This is a genomic window from Rhodoferax bucti (assembly GCF_005876985.1).
Classification (GTDB): domain Bacteria; phylum Pseudomonadota; class Gammaproteobacteria; order Burkholderiales; family Burkholderiaceae_C; genus Allorhodoferax; species Allorhodoferax bucti.
In genome coordinates, this window is record NZ_VAHD01000001.1 from 662,938 (window position 1) to 680,422 (window position 17,485).

The 17,485-nt window shown below is 63.4% G+C and carries 17 protein-coding genes; 9 read left to right on the top strand and 8 right to left on the bottom strand.

Annotated elements, in window-relative coordinates; genetic code table 11:
• Window positions 1–14: 14 nt before the first annotated feature.
• The gene (locus tag FDM28_RS03140) at window positions 15–1,412 is read right to left on the bottom strand and encodes a homoserine dehydrogenase (protein WP_138512938.1); all 1,398 of its coding nucleotides are present in this window, start codon (window positions 1,410–1,412) and stop codon (window positions 15–17) included.
• 342 nt (window positions 1,413–1,754) lie between these two features.
• Between FDM28_RS03140 and FDM28_RS03145 the strand changes: the two genes are divergently transcribed.
• From FDM28_RS03145 to FDM28_RS03170, 6 genes are all read left to right on the top strand, one after another.
• Window positions 1,755–2,006: a hypothetical protein gene (locus tag FDM28_RS03145; protein WP_138512940.1), complete on the top strand. Its 252-nt coding sequence runs from the start codon at window positions 1,755–1,757 to the stop codon at window positions 2,004–2,006.
• 30 nt (window positions 2,007–2,036) lie between these two features.
• Window positions 2,037–2,930, top strand: a complete 894-nt coding sequence (locus tag FDM28_RS03150) for a PA4780 family RIO1-like protein kinase (RefSeq protein WP_138512942.1) — start codon at window positions 2,037–2,039, stop codon at window positions 2,928–2,930.
• A gap of 12 nt (window positions 2,931–2,942) precedes the next feature.
• Window positions 2,943–3,506, top strand: coding sequence for a restriction endonuclease (locus FDM28_RS03155; RefSeq protein WP_138512944.1), 564 nt, complete (start codon window positions 2,943–2,945; stop codon window positions 3,504–3,506).
• Between the two features lies 1 nt (window position 3,507).
• Window positions 3,508–4,287, top strand: coding sequence for a tRNA-uridine aminocarboxypropyltransferase (locus tag FDM28_RS03160; RefSeq protein WP_138512946.1), 780 nt, complete (start codon window positions 3,508–3,510; stop codon window positions 4,285–4,287).
• Window positions 4,288–4,354: 67 nt separating this feature from the next.
• Window positions 4,355–4,759 carry a 5-carboxymethyl-2-hydroxymuconate Delta-isomerase gene (locus tag FDM28_RS03165; protein ID WP_138512948.1) on the top strand — a complete coding sequence of 135 codons (405 nt, stop codon included), beginning with the start codon at window positions 4,355–4,357 and terminating at the stop codon, window positions 4,757–4,759.
• A gap of 1 nt (window position 4,760) precedes the next feature.
• The gene (locus FDM28_RS03170) at window positions 4,761–6,251 is read left to right on the top strand and encodes a PglL family O-oligosaccharyltransferase (RefSeq protein ID WP_240791881.1); all 1,491 of its coding nucleotides are present in this window, start codon (window positions 4,761–4,763) and stop codon (window positions 6,249–6,251) included.
• Here the strand turns inward: FDM28_RS03170 and rarD are convergent.
• Together rarD and FDM28_RS03180 are read right to left on the bottom strand one after the other, a co-directional pair.
• A complete protein-coding gene (gene rarD / locus FDM28_RS03175; RefSeq protein WP_138512950.1) occupies window positions 6,245–7,135 on the bottom strand; it encodes an EamA family transporter RarD in 891 nt (296 codons plus the stop codon). The two genes, FDM28_RS03170 and rarD, sit on opposite strands and share 7 nt — an antisense overlap.
• A 190-nt stretch (window positions 7,136–7,325) precedes the next feature.
• A complete protein-coding gene (locus FDM28_RS03180) occupies window positions 7,326–7,847 on the bottom strand; it encodes an Mpo1 family 2-hydroxy fatty acid dioxygenase (RefSeq protein WP_138512953.1) in 522 nt (173 codons plus the stop codon).
• Window positions 7,848–7,952: 105 nt separating this feature from the next.
• Here FDM28_RS03180 and FDM28_RS03185 point away from each other — a divergent pair, with 105 nt between their 5' ends.
• Window positions 7,953–8,657 (top strand): Crp/Fnr family transcriptional regulator, encoded by a 705-nt coding sequence (locus tag FDM28_RS03185; protein ID WP_138512955.1) that lies wholly within the window; start codon window positions 7,953–7,955, stop codon window positions 8,655–8,657.
• 154 nt (window positions 8,658–8,811) lie between these two features.
• Here the strand turns inward: FDM28_RS03185 and gap are convergent, their stop codons facing one another.
• Window positions 8,812–9,810: a type I glyceraldehyde-3-phosphate dehydrogenase gene (gene gap / locus FDM28_RS03190; protein WP_138512957.1), complete on the bottom strand. Its 999-nt coding sequence runs from the start codon at window positions 9,808–9,810 to the stop codon at window positions 8,812–8,814.
• A gap of 50 nt (window positions 9,811–9,860) precedes the next feature.
• Window positions 9,861–11,951, bottom strand: coding sequence for a transketolase (gene tkt, locus FDM28_RS03195; protein WP_138512959.1), 2,091 nt, complete (start codon window positions 11,949–11,951; stop codon window positions 9,861–9,863).
• Window positions 11,952–12,083: 132 nt separating this feature from the next.
• Between tkt and FDM28_RS03200 the strand changes: the two genes are divergently transcribed.
• Window positions 12,084–13,205, top strand: coding sequence for an NADH:flavin oxidoreductase/NADH oxidase (locus FDM28_RS03200; RefSeq protein WP_138512962.1), 1,122 nt, complete (start codon window positions 12,084–12,086; stop codon window positions 13,203–13,205).
• Here FDM28_RS03200 and FDM28_RS03205 read toward each other — a convergent pair.
• Window positions 13,202–15,514 (bottom strand): penicillin-binding protein 1A, encoded by a 2,313-nt coding sequence (locus FDM28_RS03205; protein WP_138512964.1) that lies wholly within the window; start codon window positions 15,512–15,514, stop codon window positions 13,202–13,204. The genes FDM28_RS03200 and FDM28_RS03205 overlap by 4 nt on opposite strands.
• Window positions 15,515–15,724: 210 nt before the next feature.
• Here FDM28_RS03205 and FDM28_RS03210 point away from each other — a divergent pair, with 210 nt between their 5' ends.
• Entirely contained in the window at window positions 15,725–16,186 is a 462-nt protein-coding gene (locus tag FDM28_RS03210) for a hypothetical protein (protein ID WP_138512966.1), read from the top strand.
• 10 nt (window positions 16,187–16,196) lie between these two features.
• On the opposite strand, the gene FDM28_RS03215 is transcribed toward FDM28_RS03210, so the two are convergent.
• Together FDM28_RS03215 and FDM28_RS03220 are read right to left on the bottom strand one after the other, a co-directional pair.
• Window positions 16,197–16,466, bottom strand: coding sequence for a hypothetical protein (locus FDM28_RS03215; RefSeq protein ID WP_138512968.1), 270 nt, complete (start codon window positions 16,464–16,466; stop codon window positions 16,197–16,199).
• Between the two features lie 137 nt (window positions 16,467–16,603).
• On the bottom strand, window positions 16,604–17,398 hold the full coding sequence (locus tag FDM28_RS03220) for a ParA family protein (RefSeq protein ID WP_138512970.1): 795 nt from the start codon (window positions 17,396–17,398) through the stop codon (window positions 16,604–16,606).
• Between the last annotated feature and the right edge of the window lie 87 nt (window positions 17,399–17,485).

Consider the following 17,485-nt stretch of genomic DNA (forward strand, 5'->3'; position numbering starts at 1 on the left):
GTAGCTATCGCAGATCAATTCAAGCTTTCCATCCGCAGCACACTGGCAAAGCCCAGCACCTCCGGCCAGGCCTCGACCGCCTGCAACGCAGGTCGCAAGTCGCGCAGCGCTAAGGGCTGGATGAGCAGCACCAGGCAAGGCTGCGCGTCATCCGCCGGGTGGGGGAGCACCTCCATGCGCTGCACCTGCACGCCAGCCAGCGCCAGTGTTTGCAGTACGCGGGGTGCGGTGACGTCGGGGCGGCTCAGGTCCAAGCGCACATAAAAGGCGCTCTGCACATCGTCCGCAGCCAGCACCGGCATCGCCTGTACCGCACCGCTTTGAAAACCGAGCGCGGGCACACGTTGCACCGGTGGCAGGCTGGCGCTGCGGGCCAGGTCCACCAAATCGGCGATCACAGCGGAGCCGGTTTGCTCAGCCCCCGCACCAGCGCCGTAGTACAGCGTGATGCCCGCCGCATCGCTCTTGACCATGACGGCGTTCATGCTGCCGTGCACCTGGGCCAGCAGGTGGTCGGCCGGCAGCAGCGTGGGGTGCACGCGCAGCTCCAGCGCGCCGCCCATGCGCTTGGCAATGCCCAGCAGCTTCACGCGGTAACCCCAGCGCTCGGCAAAGGCCACGTCGGCCGCGTCCAGCGCGGTAATGCCTTGCGCCTGCACATCGGCAAACTGCGGGGGTACACCAAACGCGTTGGCGGCCAGCAGGGTGAGCTTGTGGGCGGCGTCGGTGCCTTGCACGTCAAAGGCGGGGTCGGCCTCGGCGTAGCCCAAGGCTTGCGCTTCTACCAAGGCGGCGGCAAAGCTCAGGCCGCGCTCGCGCATGGCAGAGAGGATGAAGTTGGTGGTGCCGTTGATGATGCCGGCCACCCACTCCACGCGGTTGGCCGTGAGCCCCTCGCGCAGCGCCTTGATGATGGGGATGCTCACCGCCACCGCACCCTCATAGGCCACCACCACCCCGCGAGCTTGGGCGGCCGCAAAGATTTCGCTACCGTGCTCGGCCAGCAAGGCCTTGTTGGCGGTGACCACGTGTTTGCCATTGGCAATCGCCTGCAGCACCAGCGTGCGGGCCAGGGTGGTGCCACCCATGACCTCGACCACCACATCCACGTCGGGGCTGCTGATGAGGGCTTGCGGGTCGTCGGTGAGCTGCACCTGCTGGCTGGCCGACTCGCCAGCCAAGCGCGCCAGCGTGGCGGCAGCGCGGGGCAGGTGGCGCACAGCGACCCTGCGCACCTCGATGCGGCGGCCGGCGCGCGCGGCAATCAGCTCTGCATTGCGCAGCAACACCGCCAAGGTGCCGCCGCCCACGGTGCCCAGCCCCAGAAGGCCCACGCGCAAAGGGGCCGGCGCGGCCAGCGGCGCAGTGCTGACAGGGCTGCCAGCGGAACGGTTGAGGTGATCTTGGTACATGGTTGTCTCCGGAACAGTTGCGGGCCCTGCTGCCGGGGCCGGGTTCTTCTGCGGAGAAAACACCAGGTGGCAGCCGGAACGGCCACCTGCACGACTCAGGTGGCCGTGGTGCTAATGGTGGTAATCGAGTTGCGCACGCCTGCTCCGCGCGCCGGGGCACGGGGTGAAGAGGGGCAGAAATGGCACAACATGGGCGCAGCATAGCACAGGCTATTTGCTCCGCGCGGAGCAAATTACATTCATCGTGCGGGCACCATGCGCAGCCACCCGTTTTGCAGCCCTTGAAGGGGCTGCGACAATCACGCCCTTCCCCCACCCACGGCGCCGCCGAAGAAACCCCTCATGTCTGACAACTACAAAATCGCCGCCGAAGCGCGCGAAGCCGCTTTGTGCGAACCCTGCCGCGGCATCCAGCGCGATTGGCGCCGCGCCCCCGGCCATGCCGAGCTGGTGCAGGGCGATAACCGCAAGGAAGACCGCAACGGCCATTCGGTCACCATCACCCGCTACCGCTGCGCCCGCTGCGCATCCATCTGGGATTACGAAAACAACAAATCCAACCAGCGGGCAGGCTGGTCACTGCCCCGCCGCTAAGGTGCGGGTCACGCAGGGGGCCACCCCCGTATGAAGGCGCCGCCCAGACTGCAGTCGCTGGTGGAAGAGGGCCTGATCGACACCGTGGTGCGCCAGCTCATGAGCGGCAAAGAGGCCATGGTGTTTGTGGTGCGCGCAGGCGAGCACACGTTGTGCGCCAAGATCTACAAAGAAGCCAATAACCGCAGCTTCCGCCAGGCGGTGGACTACACCGAGAACCGCAAGGTCAAAAACTCGCGCTCAGCCCGCGCCATGGCCAAGGGCAGCAAGTTCGGCCGGCAGGAGCAAGAGGCCGCCTGGCAAAGCGCCGAGGTCGACGCGCTGTACCGCCTGGCCGCGGCCGGCGTGCGCGTGCCGCAGCCCATGAACTTTCACGATGGTGTGCTCTTGATGGAGCTGGTCACCGACGCAGACGGCGACGCCGCGCCCCGCCTGAACGATGTGGCCTTCACCGAAGCGCAAGCGCTGCAACACCACGCCACGCTGATCGGCGAGGTGGTGCGCATGCTGTGTGCGGGCGTGGTGCACGGGGATTTGTCGGAGTTCAACATCCTGCTGGCGCATGTAAGCGGCGAGGATGGGGCACCGGGGCGGGACGAACCGGTCATCATCGACCTGCCGCAAGCCGTGGACGCGGCCGGCAACAACCACGCCCAGCGCATGCTGATGCGCGATGTGGCCAACCTGCGCGACTTTTTTGGGCAGTTTGCACCCGCGCTGCTGAAAACCGATTTCGGCCCCGAGATCTGGAGCCTGTACCAGAGCGGCCTGCTGGACAACGACAGCCCGCTGACCGGCCACTACGAGCGCGCCCATGCCGATGTGGATATGCAAGCCGTGCTGCGCGAGATTGACGACGCCCGCGCCGAAGACGCTGCACGGCGCCTGCGCATGGCAGGGGCTGCCACCCCTTTCCAACCCTGAAGAGATACGTCGATGAAATTCAAGATGGCCCCCAATTCGCTGTTTGCGATTCTGTTGCGCAATCCGTGGTGGTACAGCTTTGTGCTGGTAGCGGTGATCTGCGCCATCTCAGTGGCGCTGTTGCCCAAAGATGTGGTGGTGTTTGGCGTCATCGGGGCGTTCCCGTTTGTGGTGACCGGCGGGGTGGCACTCCGAAGGCAGTGGAACAAGCCCTCCGCAGCGGCGGTTGAAGCGGACATGGCGAGGATTGCGGGTCTGTCCTGGCGGGATTTTTCCCAGGAGTTGGAGGCCAAGTTTGTCGCGCAGGGCTATGAGGTGACGCGTTTGCCGGTAAAAGGCGCATCGGCCTCCGGCACTGCCAGTGCTGCCGATTTCCGTTTGGAAAACGCCGGGAAAGTAACGCTCGTGGCCGCCAAGCGCTATAAGGCCGCGGTGCATGGCCTGGAGGCGCTGGAAGCGTTGGTGGCGCAGAAAGAGGCCATGGGCGCGGACAACGCGAGGTATGTTTGCTTGGGCGCGTTGAGCCAGCAGGCGGCGAAGTTTGCCAAGGACCACGCCATCCACGTGGGGCTTTGACATGAGCAAGCCGGTTCCCGCTGCACCCCATGCGGTGTCGCAGTTACGCGCAGCGCGACTGGCCCGCAGCAGCAAGCCTTTTCTGGCGCGTGGCGGCATGAAGGGCGAGCGCTGCCCGGGCTGCCGCATCAACCCCGCCCACTGCATTTGCGCCCTGCGCCCGCAGCTGCCGGTGAACGCCGGCGTGTGCCTGCTGATGGCGGATATTGAACCCCTCAAGCCCAGCAACACCGGCTGGCTGATTGCCGATGTGGTGCCCGACACCTGGGCCTTCGGCTGGGCCCGCACGGAGGTAGACCCCGCCCTGCTCACCCTGCTGGCCGACCCGCAGTGGCAACCTTATGTGGTGTTCCCTGGCGAGTTTGTGACCCCCGGTCGGGTGGTGAACACGCTGCCTGCCGCTACAGAAATGCCCGCCGGCAAAAGGCCCCTATTTATCCTGCTGGACGCCACCTGGCCGGAAGCCCGCAAGATGTTCCGCAAAAGCCCCTACCTCGACCGCTTTCCGGTGCTGAGCCTGCAGCCGGAGCAAATCTCGCGCTACCGCTTGCGCCGCTCGCGCCGCGAAGACCACTTCTGCACCAGCGAAGTGGGCGCGCTCTGCTTGGAGCTGGCGGGCGAGCACCGTGCCGCGCAGGCTCTGGAAGCCTGGCTGGACGTCTACACCCACCACTACCTGCAAGCCAAGCACCAGCTGCCCCCGCACCTGGACACACCGGCCCATCTGGCGCTGCAGGCGCTGGCCGCGTCCGGTGAATCGCCGTCATTTCATACACTATGATTTTGATAGCTGCTTGCGCATATTCCATGTGCGCCAGAGCCCGATTTGACGCATAAAAAGGGGCGCCATGCCACATCTGGTCATTCTGTACACCGCCAACCTGGACCGCGAAGCCGACATCTCCGGCCTGTGCCGCAGCCTGTGCGACACCCTGCTCGCCCAGCGCGATGAGAGCGGCAAACAAGTCTTCCCCACCGGAGGCACGCGGGTGCTGGCCTACCCGGCCGCGCACAGTGCAGTGGCTGACGGAAAGGGCGACTACGGCTTTCTGTACATGAACCTGCGCATGGCCCAAGGCCGCAGTGCGGTGGTGCACCAGCAGGTGGGCGAGGCACTCAAGGCTACCGTGGGCAGCTATCTGGCCGATGTGCTGGCCCGCAAACCCCTGGGTATTACGGTGCAGATCGACGAAGGCCACGAGGTGTTTGACGGCAAGCACAGCACACTGCACCCGCTGTTCAACAAAGCCTGACATGCACACCACGGACAAAGCCGTTGCGTCCCGGGGCATCGCCATGCTGCTGGCGCTGTGCGTGGCCTTCCCGTGGGTGCACCCCTTCAGCTGGGGCCCCAACCCGGACATGCTGCAACGCCTGGTCACGGCGGGTTGCAGCGCGGCATTTTTGCTGTGCTGGGCCTTAGGGGCACGCTTCAGTTCGCTGCACACGCTGGCCCGCACCGTGGCGGCGGCCTGGCTGGCGGCGGCACTGCTGAGCTGCGCCATGGCCCTGGTTCAATACTTCGGCGCGGTAGACGGCGCGCTGGCCGACTGGATCACCTGCACCGACACGGGCACTGCCTTTGCCAACCTGCGCCAGCGCAACCAGTTTGCCTCGCTCACCTCCATGGGCTTGCTCAGCCTGCTGTTCATGGCCCAGTGGCCGGCGCAGGGCGGGCTGCAACACGCGCCATGGCTGCACCAGCTGCTGATTGCCGCCGCGCTGCTGCTCCTGGCCCTGGGCAACGCCACCAGCAGCTCACGCACCGGTGTGTTGCAGTGGGTGGTGATTGCGGGCATGGCCCTGCTGTGGGACCAGCAGGCCCAGCGCGCCGTGCTGCGCTGGAGCGTGCTGGCGCTGGGGCTTTACTTGGCGGCCAATCTGGTGCTGCCCCTGCTGCTGCAGCTCTACACCGGCGTGGCACCCTCCAGCGCGCTGGACCGCTTCCGCGAAACCAGTGGCAGCGAGAGCCGTACCGTGCTCTGGGCCAATGTGCTGGAGTTGATTCGCCAGAAGCCCTGGCTGGGTTGGGGGTGGGGTGAGCTCAAGTTTGCCCACTTCATCCACCCGTATGCGGGCGAGCGCTTCAGCGACATCCTGGACAACGCGCACAACCTGCCCCTGCACCTGGCGGTGGAGCTGGGCGTTCCCATCGCCATCGGATGGTGCGGTCTGGCCATAGCGCTCACCGTGCGTGCACGACCCTGGCGCGAGCCCAGCGCCACACGCCAGTGGGCCTGGGGCGTGCTCATGGTGATTGGCGTGCACAGCCTGCTGGAGTACCCGCTCTGGTATGGCCCGTTTCAAGTGGCCACCGTGCTGGCCCTGGGGGTGCTCTATGGCCGCAGGCTGCTGCACTGGGCCGGCTTGCCGGTGCTGGCAGGCGGTGTGGCCGGCCTGCTGATGGTGGCCACGGCTTACACCAGCTGGGACTATTGGCGCATCAGCCAGCTCTATATTCCCCCGGCTCATCGGGCGGCTACCTGGCGGGATGACACCTGGGACAAGGTGAAAGACTCCGTGATCTTCCGGCGCGAGGTGCAGTTTGCCTACGTCACCACCACGCCGGTCACCCCGGAAACAGCCGAGGCGCTATACGCAGCCTCGCTGCAAGCCCTGCACTTTTCCCCCGAGCCCAAGGTGATTGCCGTGCTGCTGGAAAGCGCCGCCTTGCTGGGGCTGGAAAGCCCGCTCACCGAACACATCCGCCGGCAATGGCGGGCCGCCTACCGCGAAGGTTATTGAGCGGCCACGCGGGCTGTACCCTGGCGGCTGAACCACCAGCCCTCCAGGCTGTACACCACCAGCGCCGCCCAGATCAGGCAAAAGCCCACGGCGCGGGCCGAGGCAAACGGCTCGCCATACAGCCACACCCCGATCAGCAACTGCAGGCTGGGCGAGATGTATTGCAAGATGCCCATGGTGGCCATGGACACACGCCGCGCACCGGCAGCAAACAGCAGCAAGGGCACCGCCGTCAAGGGCCCGGCCAGCAACAACCAGCCCACATCAGCCGCGCTGCCTTGCACCAGAGCGCCTTGCCCGTGCCAGGCCCACCACCCCAGCATGCAACCGGCCAGCGGGGCGAGCACCAGCGTTTCCAGCGTCAGGCCTTCCAACGCCCCCAGGGCACCCACCTTGCGCAACAGGCCATAAAACCCGAAAGTAATTGCCAGCACCAGGGCCACCCACGGCACATGGCCCGACAGCAACGCCAACCAGAGCACGCCGGCTGCGGCTACCGCCACAGCGAGCCACTGCCCGGGGCGCGGGCGCTCCCGCAAAAACACAAAGCCCAGCCCCACATTGACCAGCGGCAGGATGAAGTAGCCCAGGCTGGCATCTAGCACATGGCCGTTTTGTACCGCCCAAACGTAAACCAGCCAGTTCACCCCCAGTAGCACGGCCGACAGGGCAAACGCCCCCATGACCCTGGGCGTGCGCCACACCGCGCCCAGCCAGGCCCACTGGCGGCGCACCGCCAGCACGGCCAAGAGCAAGACCATGCACCAGACGGTGCGGTGCATCACCACCTCCAGCGCAGGAATGGCGGACAACTGCTTGAAATACAAAGGAAAAAGGCCCCAAGCCAGGTAGGCCAGAGCCGCATAGAGAACACCGGTTTGCATCACATCCTGGGGCGCGTGCAACGCCCTTCCTCGTTTATGTCATTTCGATGTGCAGACACCTTCGTTCCCCCCGGAGCAGACTGTGCGCACACTACCTGTCAGCTGCACTGCATGCGATGCACGGCGCAACCAAGTGGTCAGTGTAGTTTGAAGGGGCCCATGCTTCCGGGGGGTGGCATGGGCCTTCTTTTTAAGCCGCGTGACCGTGGGCCGCATGGCCAGCGCCCAGACGGCGCTGCACCTCATCCCGCACCTCGGTCCGCAGCTGGAGATGGAAGGCAACTTCCGCCACCAAAAACAGCGGGCCCACCAGCAGGCCGATCAGGTCATCCACAAACGCGGGCTTCTTGCCCTCGAAGTAATGGCCCACAAACTGGAACGCCCAGCCCACCACAAACAAGCCGATACCCCACCCCAGCCAGACGCTGGTGCTCTGTGCGGCAAACCATTGGCTGGCCGCCAAGGAGGCCGCCAGCAACATGGCCATAACGATGCCGAAGCGGGCATCCAGCCGCGCATAAAACCAGGTGGATGCCAATGCAGCCAGCACCGCAGGGCTGAGCAGCAACGCGCCCACCGGCCACTGCGGCCGCGACAGCAGAATGGTGACGGCCAGCACAATCATAGGGATGCCCACAAAATGCGTGGCCACGTTGCGGCTGTCCTGGTGGTAGGCCGCGTACTGGGTCAGATGGTCGGTGAGGGTTTTCATGGTGGTCTCCGTAGTTGTGGGCGCATGATGGGCGCCGCTATGCTTGCCGTCTGTCAAGAAGCCGACACAAACCCGCCCACCTAGTGAAAGCCCTAGTCCCCGCCCATGCCTGACATCACCAGCCATTTGCAACTGCTGCGTACCGGCCGCTGGTTCGCGCAACAGCCATCCGATTTCACCGAGGGCTTGCTGGCCATGGCCCAACTGCGCAACCTGCATGCCGGGGAGATGCTGTTTTTGCGGGACGACCCGCCCTGCGGGCTGTATGCGCTGGTGCGCGGTGCGATCCGCATTTCCGGCCACAGCGGCGGCGGCGAGGCTGCGCGCGAAGCCGTGCTGGTGCTGCTCTCGCCCCCGCAGTGGTTTGGTGAAATATCGGTGTTCGACGGCTCAGCGCGCACCCACAACGCGCATGCCGCAGAGCCCAGCACGCTGCTGCACATCCCCCACGAGGCGTTGCTGGCCTGGCTCCACGCCCACCCGGCCCACTGGCGCAACCTGGCGGTGCTGATGGCCGACAAGCTGCGCCTGGCCTTTGTCAGCATGGAGGAGCAAACTGTGCTGCCCGCGCCCCAGCGCCTGGCCCGCCGGCTGCTCACCATGGCCCAAGGCTATGGCCAGGCCACCGGCAACGACCGCAGCCTGCGTGTGCTGGCCGTGACCCAGGAGCAACTGGCCTTGATGATCGGCGTCTCCCGCCAGACCACCAACCAGATCCTCGGTGAGCTCAAAAACCGAGGTGTACTGCACGTGCAGCGCGGCAGCATTGAGTTACTGGACCTGCAGGCGCTGCGCGCAGAGTGTGGCTAAAACGCCCGCCACAAGCTCATAAAAAAACGCGCCCGAAGGCGCGTTTTTTATGAGGGGGAGTTCCCATCAAGGCTACCGCAGAACCGGCTCCGCCGGGCTGCAGGTAGCGCCCCCTGCAAGGGGGAAGGCGGCAAAACCGCCACGGGGGTGAACTTTATTTGGCCACCACGCGAGCCATTTCCAACACCTTGTTGGAGTAGCCCCATTCGTTGTCGTACCAGCTCACCAGCTTGACGAAGGTGCCGTCCAAAGCGATAGAAGCTTCTGCGTCGTAGATGGAGGTGCGGCTGTCGCCACGGAAGTCGGTCGCCACGACCTTGTCTTCGGTGTAACCCAACACGCCCTTCAAAGCGCCTTCGGATTGCGCCTTCAACTCGGCGTTGATTTCGGCAATGGTGGCGGAAGTGTTCAGCTCGACGGTCAAGTCGACCACCGACACATCGCTGGTAGGCACGCGGAAGGCCATGCCGGTGAGCTTCTTGTTCAGCTCAGGAATCACCACGCCCACGGCCTTGGCAGCGCCAGTGCTGGAAGGAATGATGTTTTCCAGAATGCCGCGTCCACCGCGCCAGTCTTTGTTGGAAGGGCCGTCCACGGTCTTTTGCGTAGCGGTGGCAGCGTGCACGGTGGTCATCAGGCCGCGCTTGATACCGAACTTGTCGTTGATCACCTTGGCCAAGGGAGCCAGGCAGTTGGTGGTGCACGATGCGTTGGAGATGATGGCTTGACCCGCATAGGTCTTGTCATTCACGCCATAGACAAACATGGGGGTGTCGTCTTTGGAGGGAGCCGACAGGATGACCTTCTTGGCACCCGCGTCGATGTGCTTCTGGGCAGTTTCCTTGGTCAGGAACAGGCCGGTGGACTCGACCACGATGTCGGCGCCCACGTCAGCCCACTTCAGGTTCGCAGGGTCACGCTCTTGGGTCAAACGGATCTTCTTGCCGTTGACGATGATGTTGCCACCGTCGACCTTGACTTCGCCCTTGAAGCGGCCGTGCACGCTGTCGTATTGCAGCATGTACGCCAGGTAGTCAGGCTCCAGCAGGTCGTTGATGCCGACGATTTCGATGTCGTTGAAGTTTTGCACCGCAGCGCGGAACACCATGCGGCCGATGCGGCCAAAACCGTTGATACCAATCTTGATTGTCATATGCGTCTCTCTTGATTAAAAAACTGTCGAACCAAAAAACCAGATGATGTTCAGGCCTTGCGGGTGAGTGCAGCCTGCACGGTGTCGGCCACGTTTTCAGGCGTGAAGCCGAAGTGTTTGAACAACACGGGCGCAGGGGCGGATTCACCGTAGGTGTCCAAGCCCACCACGGCAGCCGTGCCGTACTTCCACCAGCCGCTGGTGGAGCCCATTTCCACCGCAATGCGGGGCACACCGGCCGGCAACACGCTGGCTTTGTACTCGGTGCTTTGCAGGTCGAAGGTGGTGGTGGAGGGCATGGAGACCACGCGCACGGCAATCTTGCGCTCGGCCAGCACCTTTTGCGCAGCAATCGCCAGTTGCACTTCGGAACCGGTGGCAATGATCACGGCCTGGGTCTTCTTCTTGATACCCACATCCGATGGCTCGGACAACACATAGGCGCCCTTGCTGATGGAGTCGATGCCGGAGGCATCAGGGGCGGCAACGGAGTCGCACTTGGCGGCGTAAGCAATGTTCTGGCGGCTCAAAAGCAGCGCTGTGGGCTTGGCCTTGTTTTGCAAAGCAACAGTCCACGCCACGGCAGTTTCAGCCGTGTCGGCGGGGCGCCAGACATCCAGGTTGGGGATCAGGCGCAGGCTAGCAGCGTGCTCAATGGACTGGTGGGTGGGGCCGTCTTCGCCCAGACCGATGGAGTCGTGGGTGAACACATGCACCACGCGCAGCTTCATCAGCGCAGCCATACGGATGGCGTTGCGGCTGTAGTCGCTGAAGGTCAGGAAGGTGCCGCCGTAGGGGATGAAACCACCGTGCAAGGCCACGCCGTTCATGATGGCAGCCATGCCGAACTCGCGCACGCCGTAGTTGATGTGGCGGCCGCCTTGGCCGGCTTCGTTGGTCACCACGTCGCCAGTCAATGCGTCAAAACGCAGATTGGGCGTGCTCTTGGTGTTGGTCAAGTTGGAGCCGGTCAAGTCGGCAGAGCCACCCAGCATTTCGGGCAGGGCTGCGGTGAAGGACTCCAGCGCCAACTGGCTGGCCTTGCGGCTGGCCACAGTTTCGCCCTTCTGGTGGGCAGCGATCACGGTGTCCACCGCGGTCTGCACAAACGACTTGGGCAGGTCGCCCTTCATGCGGCGCACGAACTCTTTGGCCAGCTCGGGGAAGGCGGCTTTGTAGGCGGCGAACTTGTCGTTCCAGGCAGTTTCAGCGGCCTTGCCTTTTTCCTTGGCGTCCCAGTCTGCATAGACTTCTTTGGGGATCACGAAGGGTGCGTGGCTCCAGCCGATGGCTTCACGGGTGAGCTTGATTTCTTCAGCGCCCAAAGGCTCGCCGTGGGCCTTGGAGGTGTTGGCGCGGTTGGGGCTGCCCTTGCCGATGTGGGTCTTGCTGATGATCAGGGTGGGGCGGTTGTCGGTGCCGGCCTTGGCTTGTGCAATGGCGGCAGAGACAGCAGCAGCGTCGTGGCCATCCACGGGGCCAATCACGTTCCAGCCGTAGGCCACAAAACGCTGGGCGGTGTTGTCGATGAACCAGGGAGCGACCTGGCCGTCGATGGAGATACCGTTGTCGTCGTACAGGGCGATCAGCTTGCCCAGCTTCCAGGCGCCGGCCAGTGCGGCAGCTTCGTGGCTGATGCCTTCCATCAGGCAGCCGTCACCCATAAACACGTAGGTGTGGTGGTCCACGATGGCATGGTCTACGTCACCAACCTTGCGGTTGAATTCTTTGGCCAACAGCTTCTCCGCCAAGGCAAAGCCCACGGCATTGGTGATGCCCTGGCCCAAGGGGCCGGTGGTGGTTTCCACGCCGGGGGTGATGCCGAATTCGGGGTGGCCGGCAGTCTTGCTGTGCAGCTGGCGGAAGTTCTTCAGCTCGGTGATAGGCAACTTATAGCCGGTCAGGTGCAGCAATGCATAGATCAGCATGGAGCCGTGGCCGTTGGACAGGATGAAGCGGTCGCGGTTGGCCCAGTTAGGGTTGGTGGGGTTGTGGCGCAGGTGCTCGCCCCACAATGCCACGGCCATGTCGGCCATGCCCATGGGGGCGCCGGGGTGGCCGGAATTGGCTTGTTGCACAGCGTCCATGGACAGTGCGCGGATGGCATTTGCCATGTCTTTGGTGTTGGGGGTGGGGGCCATTGAGGGCTGCTCCAAGAGTAGGTTGAGAAACGGTGAGAAGGGTGAAACTGCGTCGATTTTACCGGTGCGCGCTTTGGGGGCGTTACACGCCGGTACTGCACGGAATTTGACCCATGGACTATGCTTTTATGCATGAGCCAACTCTTCTCGCCCACCACACTGCCTTCGCCCCGCGGCGGACTCGTTTTACCCAACCGTATCGTGGTGGCACCCATGTGCCAATACCAGGCGGTGAACGGCGAGGCCACCGATTGGCATTTGATGCACTGGGCCAACCTGCTCAACAGCGGGGCGGCCCTGTTCACCATCGAAGCCACCGGGGTGCTGCCCGAAGGGCGCATCAGCCCCGGCTGCTTGGGCCTGTGGGACGACCGCACCGAAGCCGCCCTGGCCGACAAGCTGCACCGCGCCCGCGCGCTGGCACCCCACACAGCGGTGTGCATCCAACTGGCGCACGCGGGGCGCAAGGCATCGAGTAATCTGCCGTGGCAAGGCGGGCAGTTGCTGGCCCCCGAGCAGGGTGGCTGGCAACCGGTGGGCCCCTCTGCCCTGCCGCAATTGCCACAAGAGCCGCCCCCCACCGCACTGACGCTGGAAGGTCTGGAGCGCATCAAAGCGGCCTTTGTGGACGCAGCCATTCGCAGCGAACGCATCGGGGTGGATGCCATCGAGCTGCACGCCGCCCATGGCTATTTGATGCATGAGTTTTTGTCCCCCATTGCCAACCAGCGCACCGACACCTATGGCGGCAGCCTGGAGAACCGCATGCGCTTTCCGCTGGAGGTATTCGCCGCCGTGCGGGCTGCGTACCAAGGGGTACTGGGCGTGCGCCTTTCCGCCAGTGATTGGGTGGACGGCGCGTGGGATGTGGAGCAAAGTGCGGTGCTGGCCCAAGAGCTCAAAGCGCGGGGGTGTGACTTCATCCACGTGTCCAGCGGCGGGGTGTCACCCCAGCAAAAAATTGCATTGGGTGCCAACTACCAAGTGCCGTTTGCAAAGCGCATCCGCGAGGCCGCTGGCATGGTCACCACAGCGGTGGGCCTGATCACCGAGCCCCAACAGGCCGAAGCCATTTTGCAAGCGAGCGATGCCGACCTGATCGCCCTAGCCCGCGCCTTCCTCTACAACCCCCGCTGGGGGTGGCACGCCGCTGCGGCACTGGGCGGCCAGGTGGAGGGCAACCCGGTGTACTGGCGCTGCCTGCCGCGCGAGGCGCAGAGCGTGTTCGGCAAAGTGGCTGTGGGTACGCGCTAGTTCGCCACGGCGGGTGCGGGCGCCGGGTTGGCGCCTTCTGGCGCTGGCGGATTGGGCTTGACCGCCAACGCGGGCGAGATGGCCTGACCATCCACACCAATGCTCTCCAGAAAACCGCCCTCGCCCCATTCGGCATAGCGCCAATCATTGCCCACGCGCACGACGCCGGCAGGGGGTTGCACCTCCTGCACCGGCACGTTTTTCAAGGCCACGGCCATGTAGTCGATCCACGCGGGCAAGGCTAGAGCGGAGCCAGACGCCCGCGAGCCCAGGCTGCGCGGCGTGTCATGCCCCACCCACACCACCGCCACCACGCCGGGCTGGTAGCCGGCGAACCAGGCGTCCACCACGTCGTTGGTGGTGCCGGTTTTGCCATACAGGTCCGGGCGCTTGAGAGTGGCCTGGGCTTTGGCGGCGGTGCCGCTGCGGGTCACTTCCTGCAACAGGCTGGACACCATGAAGGTGTTGCGCTGCGGCACAGTGCGCACTGTCTCGTCCAGCACCTGGGGCTTGACTTCAAACACGACTTCGCCACTGGCGCGGGCAATCTTTTGAATCAGCACCGGATTCACCCGGTAGCCGCCATTGGCCAGCACTGCATAGGCACCTGCCATTTGCATCGGGTTGGTGGAGCCGCTGCCCAGAGCCTGGGTCAGGTTGTCGGGCTGGCGCTCGGGATCGAAGCCGAAGCGGCTGGTCCACTCACGGGCACCCACCGGCGAGAGCAGCTGCATCAGGCGGATGGACACCAGGTTCTTGGAGCGGGCCAGCGCACGGCGCAGGGTGATGGGGCCGTCGGTGCTGCCGTCATCGTTTTCAGGCGTCCAGTCGCCCACGTTCTCCATGGGCGCGTCATTCACCAGCGACTCCGGCTGCATGCCACTCTCGATGGCGCCGGAGTAGATGAAGGGCTTGTAGCTGGAGCCCGGCTGGCGCCAGCCTTGGGTCACGTGGTTGAACTGGTTGCGGTGGAAGTCAAAGCCGCCCACCAGCGCACGGATTTCGCCATTGGCAGGGTCCATGGCCACAAAGGCCCCCTCGGCCTCGGGCCACTGCACCAGGCTCCAGGCCTTGCCCTGCTGCACCACCCGAACCACCGAGCCACGGCGCAATTTCAACTTTGCGGCGGCTGACTCCCCCAGCCCGGATTGCGCGGGGCGCAGGCCGGCCCCGTCCACGGTGACAGCCTCGCCCGAGCCCAGCACCACGCTCACCGCTTTGGCACTGGCGCGGGTGACGATGGCAATGCGCAGGTCTTCGTCATCGTCGTAATCGGCCAGCGCCTGGGCCACGGCCAGGTCGTCGTCTTTGAGGTCAGCAGCCAGGCTCTCTTGCCCTTCGGGGCCGCGCCAGACCTGGCGCAGCGAGTGCTCCACCAGCGTATGGCGCAGGGCCTTGTAAGCCACCTGCTGGTCGGCCGCACGCAGGGTGGTGGTGACATTGAGACCGGTGGTGTAGCTCAGCTCGCCAAACTGGGCATACACCTGCTGGCGCACCATTTCAGCCACATATTCGGCGTGCACATCCACCTCATTGCGTTTGCGCACATTGAGCTTTTCGGCCTTGGCGGCCTGGTACTGCGCCTCGTCGATCACGCCTTGCGAGCGCATGCGGCTCAGGGCCACCAGCTGGCGGGCACGGCCGCGCTCGAAGTTTTGAATCGGGTTGGCAAAGTAAGGGTTCTGCGGCAAGCCGGCCAGCATGGCGCATTCGGCCGGGCTGAGCGCGGAGAGCGTTTTGCCGAAGTAGGCCTGCGCCGCCGCCTCAAAACCGTACGCCCGCGCGCCCAGATAAATCTGGTTCATGTAGAGCTCCAGAATCTGGTCTTTGCTGAGCTGGGACTCAATCTTGTAGGCCAGCAGCGCCTCTTTGATCTTGCGCTCCAGCGTGCGCGAGCGGCTCAAAAAGAAGGTGCGCGCCACCTGCTGCGTGATAGTGGACGCGCCCTGGGTGCGCCCACCGGTGAGGTTGGACGCTACCGCCCGCAGCACGCCAATCGGGTCCAACCCGCCATGGCTGTAGAAGCGTGCGTCTTCCACCGCCAGCAGGCTGTCTTTCATCAGCTTCGGAATCTGGTCTATGGGCTTGTACACGCGGCGCTCGGTGCCGAAGCCGGCCACCTCCACCCCATCCGCCGTGAGCACCCGCAGGGGCTGCTTGGGTTGGTAGTTGGAAAGCGAGGAGGTATCGGGCAGCTGCGTAGAGAAATACGCGGTGGCCGCACCCAAAAACAGCAGCCCCACCACGGCCAGCACCAGGCCGGTTTTGAGCATGCGCATGGGCCAAGGGCCCCAGGAAGAAGTGGACATAGCGTTTCGCAAATAGAGACGCGCATTATCGGCAGGCGGGTCGCACTAAGTGGCTGAAGACCCCGACTTTGAATGCACCTTTCGCCAACTGATGGCTGATGCACACGAAAATGCCGCGTGGTTGAACGCCAAAGATGAGGGGACTGCACTTGGTCGTGGTTTTGGACGCGGATAGATCGGGTATCGTGCAGTTTTTACTAAGGGATAAGAATGAAAACGCAAATCGCAAAACTGTTCTTCGTCGTTGCCTTAATAGGCAGCAACTGTTTCCCAGCCTTCGCGCAGGGCGTCAATTCAATAGACTGTTCAATCAATGCTCTGCTTGGTGGGGATTGCTTGAAGATTCAAAGGATTAACAAATATCAGGATCAGCAACGCCAAGCATGGCTTGCCGGTTCAATCACAGGATACGAGTCTGTTAATTCGGTCATGAACTATCACCGCAGTCTCATGCAGATCAACAGCTACGACATGGAGTTGTACATGTATAGCCTTCAAGTGGTCAAAGTTACCGATGCGGGAAAAATTGACAAGATTGAGGGCATGTTCTTAATTTCAAAAAAAGAAAATGAATTGAACGACCGTATCGCTGCACATCAACCGCCGCCGAATAGACCGTTGCGATGCACGAGCGAAACCATCGGGAGCACCACAACCACAAAGTGTGAATGAGTCGCTAGACCTATCTGTTTTCTCGCTGCATTTGCTCGGCTGATGCGACTTCTCGACGAGCACGTGTATTGAGATCGAATAGCTTTTTTTTCATGCTCTTGAAGTCGTCCGTGGGTGGGAGATTTTCAAGCGAACTTTCGAGTTCGATCAGTAAATTTGACGTTGACTCTTCGCATTCCTCCCAAGAGTTAATAGCGCCAATATTTCCCCCGCCGCTGACGAGCGCCACTAGTCGCTCATACTCAGCCATACACTTTGAGAGAACTTCACGTTGATCCATTTGGTATTCCTTATTGGTTTACGCGAAATCATAGCTTTGCTCTGAATCACGGTCGAAGTTGAACGCCACCGACAAAGGCGGCAACGAGTTTGCAAACGCTATCAAATCAGGAGCTGCTCGCGCATACCCGACGGGCGCTATTTGCTCTTTTTGCTTGATTTCTTCTTCGGCAAGAGTGCGTCGTGCAAAGCCACAAACTCCTGGGTCAGCTTGTGGCCGGGCTCCAGGTAAATCATGGGTTTGGACTGCTCGTGCGACTCGCGGATCTTCACCGAGGCACCCAGATAGGGCTGCAGCACCGGCAGGCCCTCGTCGATCAGCTCCTGCACCATGCGCTGCGGCAGGTTGGCTCGCGGCTGGAACTGGTTGACCACAATGCCCTCCACCTCCAGCGCCTTGTTGTGGTCGGCCTTGATCTCCTGCACGTTCTCCAGCAAGGTGTAGAGCGCGCGGCGGGAAAAGTCGTCGCAATCAAACGGGATCAGGCAGCCCTGCGCCGCAATCAGCGCGCTGCGGGTGTAGAAGTTCAGCGCGGGCGGGGTGTCGATGTAAATCTGGTCGTAGTCGGCGGCCAGTTGCTCGAGTGCGTCACGCAGCTTGTAGATTTTGTGGCGACTCTCCAGCTTGCTGTGCAGCTCATCGAGCGCCGGGCTGGAGGGCAGCACATCGAGGTTCGGCCACTGGGTTTCGCTGATGTAGTCGCCCACCGGCTTGTCACGCACGGTGAACTTGAGGCTCTGCTCAAAAAACTCGGCCACATTGGGCAGGGCGTCCGACATATCGGCCCCCAGCAGATAGCGGCTGGAGTTGCCCTGGGAGTCCAGGTCGATCACCAGCGTGCGCAGGCCTTGCGAGGCACTGATGGCCGCGAGGTTGCAGGTGATGGTGGACTTGCCGACGCCACCTTTCTGGTTGAAAACAACGTGCTGCATAACGATTTCCTTTGCTGTGGGCAGACCCGGGGGATGGGCTGGAGTCTATCGGGCCTGCATGACAGGCGGCTGAACCCGCTGCGCCCC